The sequence below is a fragment of the Mesorhizobium sp. M1E.F.Ca.ET.063.01.1.1 genome (assembly GCF_003998155.1).
Lineage (GTDB): Bacteria > Pseudomonadota > Alphaproteobacteria > Rhizobiales > Rhizobiaceae > Mesorhizobium.
On sequence record NZ_RZSC01000788.1, the window covers coordinates 1 to 2,645 of the forward strand.

A 2,645-nucleotide genomic window follows, 5' to 3' on the forward strand; every position below is an offset into this window, starting at 1 on the left:
AAGGGCGCTAACAGAAGTGGCTCCAATCCTACCGGGTATAGCGCCTAGGTCTGCTGGATAGAGGATGAAAGAAATGACACTTGTGGCTACCGAGCCAGGAACGGAGCTCCCCGCGATCGAGTTGCATCATCGGGACCGTCGGACATACCCACGAGGCGTGGCTTTCATGGACGGGCAGTATCTTCCCATGTCGGAAGCCAAGGTTTCCGTCCTGGATTGGGGTTTTCTACACTCTGACGCCACCTATGACACCGTCCACGTTTGGGATGGCCGTTTCTTCAGACTCGACCTGCACCTCGATCGATTCTTCCGAGGCATGGAACGGCTCCGCATGAAGATTTCTTACAGCCGGGCGGAGATCGAGGGCATTCTCGCCAACTGCGTCGCTCTATCGGGCCACAAGTCAGCCTATGTCGAGATGATCTGCACGCGAGGCGCGTCGCCGACGTTCAGTCGCGACCCGCGCGAGGCGGAAAACCATTTCATGGCTTTCGCGGTGCCCTTTGGATCGGTGGCCAACAAGGAACAACTCGAGCGCGGCCTTCACATCGCCGTCAGCGACACGGTTCGCATCCCTCCCAAATCCATTGACCCTTCGATCAAGAACTATCACTGGCTCGACCTGGTGAAGGGCCTCTTCGATGCCTACGACCGTGGTGCGGAGACGGCCTTGGTTGTCGATACAGATGACAACATCGCAGAAGGTCCAGGCTTCAATGTATTCACCGTCAAAGGCGGCCGCCTTCGCACGCCAGGCTATGGTGTGCTCCAAGGCATTACACGCCAGACAGTGTTTGATCTGTGTGCCGAACTAGACTGGCCAGTTACGATCGGCGACTTGCGGCCTGAACAGCTCAAAGCCGCTGACGAGGTATTCATCACCTCCACGGCAGGCGGCATCATGCCGGTCACGAAGGTCGACTACGAAGAGATCGGGGATGGCAAGATTGGCCCCGTTACGCGCCAACTGACAGATCTCTACTGGGGAAAGCATGCTGACCCCGCATGGTCCACCCCGGTGACATATCCCGATGTCCCGGTAGAGCGAGACTAAGCTACCCGCCACGCGTCCGCCGCCCCCGACCGGTTCAGATGCTAGGTTTGCAGCGTCGATACTGAGGTGCGCAATCACCAACGACACTATGCATTGAGCTTTGCTGTGGTGCATGACCTGACCTTGAAATTCGTTTGCAAGCCCAGGGCGGGATGGCGTAAGTTCGTTCAATAACTTCCGTAGTGTAAGGCCCTAGAGAACAGCGATGGCACCCTTCGAGCTTGAGCGCCCGATGGCTTTTTTGTAAGCGCTCATTTCCATGCGCGTTGACGCGGCCCGTCTGACAGCGACCGCTGTCAGACGGGATCATTGGATCAGGCCGCGGCGGCTTCGGCGAAGTTGAATGGCAGCAGATCGGTGATGTCAGCATCTGTTACGCGCTGCGGCAGTTCGCTGAGGATGTGGCGCAAGTAGGCCAAGGGCTCGATGCCGCAAGCTCGGCATGTCAGCATCAGACTATTCTGGCTGGGCAGGGCTCGGCTGCAGCCGGATGATCGCTACGCCGTTGTTGATCTCCACCTTCGTGCCAAATGGCTCGGAGAGTGCCTGAAGTCGCTCCAATATGGCATATCCCTGCGGGGCGGGAGCTAAACGCGGCACTCCGCGGTTGGCGAACCTGCTCGTCCGTCGGAGCTCAATCGGATAGAGCTTTATCTCAGCCAACCGATTATTCTCGAAACGGCTCACGCTAATAACGCTTTCATAGAATTCTGCGTCGCGTAGCGGAAGGAATCCTTCTGCCGATGGATAGCCTACCGCCATCTCGTGAGCGCTTACCTCAGCATCGGTGTCCAGCCGAGGATCCTTTTCGTGTGCGTCGAACATATCTGCACCGACTGGAGACCTTAAGTCCTGATTGAAGAAATTGCCCAAGGCATAGAAGATGGGCCGGCCCTTGTAGATTTCAATGCCCCTAATGTGATGAGGCCCATGATTGATATATACATCTGCTCCGGCGTCGATCAGTTTGCGAGCAAATGCTTGTTCGTAGTCAGCCGGTTCACGACTGAACTCGCCTGGCTCGTGCCCGTGGTTTGTCGCTATACAAAAATCGCTGAACTGCTTTCCCTGACGCAGGTTGCGCAAAATATTGTCCACGTCCCGCGCATTTGGTTCGAAGCTGTAGCCGGGCTTTTCCCCCGCTTGGAATACTACCTCCCCAAATGGCCATTGAATGGTCACACGCGAAGCTTCTTTAGGAGGGGGCGCATACCAAGGAAGTGCTTCTCGCACCTCTCGTAGGCGCTCGAGCATTTCCGAGGAGACAACGACACTTCTCGCCAAGCGAAGTGGATTAAGCCCTGGTCTACCGGGGGCCTCGCCAGCAGGATCGCACGCGCGAGCCATAGGCTCGAACGTAGCCGCAAAGGAGACAAGCGCCACTCTACCACGTGGGGTTTCCAGGAACCGCGCTCCTCCGGCCTGCGCTAGATTCTCACCGGCGCCTGCATGCACAATCCCATTGCTAGTTAGGGCGCGACTTGTCTCGCGCAAACCTTCAACACCCCAGTCAAGCGTGTGATTATTCGCACGGCTGACTATATTGAAGCCCATTGCACTTAGATCAGGTCCAACTTCCGGAACACTGATC

2 protein-coding genes and 1 pseudogene are annotated in these 2,645 nt (G+C 56.9%); 1 reads left to right on the forward strand and 2 read right to left on the reverse strand.

Annotated elements, in window-relative coordinates:
• Positions 1-187: 187 nt before the first annotated feature.
• Entirely contained in the window at positions 188-1,054 is an 867-nt protein-coding gene (locus EOA29_RS32315) for an aminotransferase class IV (protein WP_245468630.1), read from the forward strand.
• A 314-nt stretch (positions 1,055-1,368) separates the two neighbouring features.
• On the opposite strand, the pseudogene EOA29_RS32320 reads toward EOA29_RS32315, so the two are convergent.
• Both EOA29_RS32320 and EOA29_RS32325 read right to left on the reverse strand, forming a co-directional pair.
• A pseudogene (locus EOA29_RS32320) lies at positions 1,369-1,512 on the reverse strand (transposase domain-containing protein); the annotation flags it as partial.
• Positions 1,511-2,645 (reverse strand): CapA family protein (locus tag EOA29_RS32325; RefSeq protein WP_145969926.1); only part of this gene is annotated, 1,135 nt, incomplete at its 5' end. The pseudogene EOA29_RS32320 and the gene EOA29_RS32325, both read right to left, overlap by 2 nt.

Bases quoted from the DNA above. Each gene is read 5' to 3' on its own strand.
- EOA29_RS32315 (WP_245468630.1), top strand. From the start codon at position 188: ATGTCGGAAGCCAAGGTTTCCGTCCTGGATTGGGGTTTTCTACACTCT.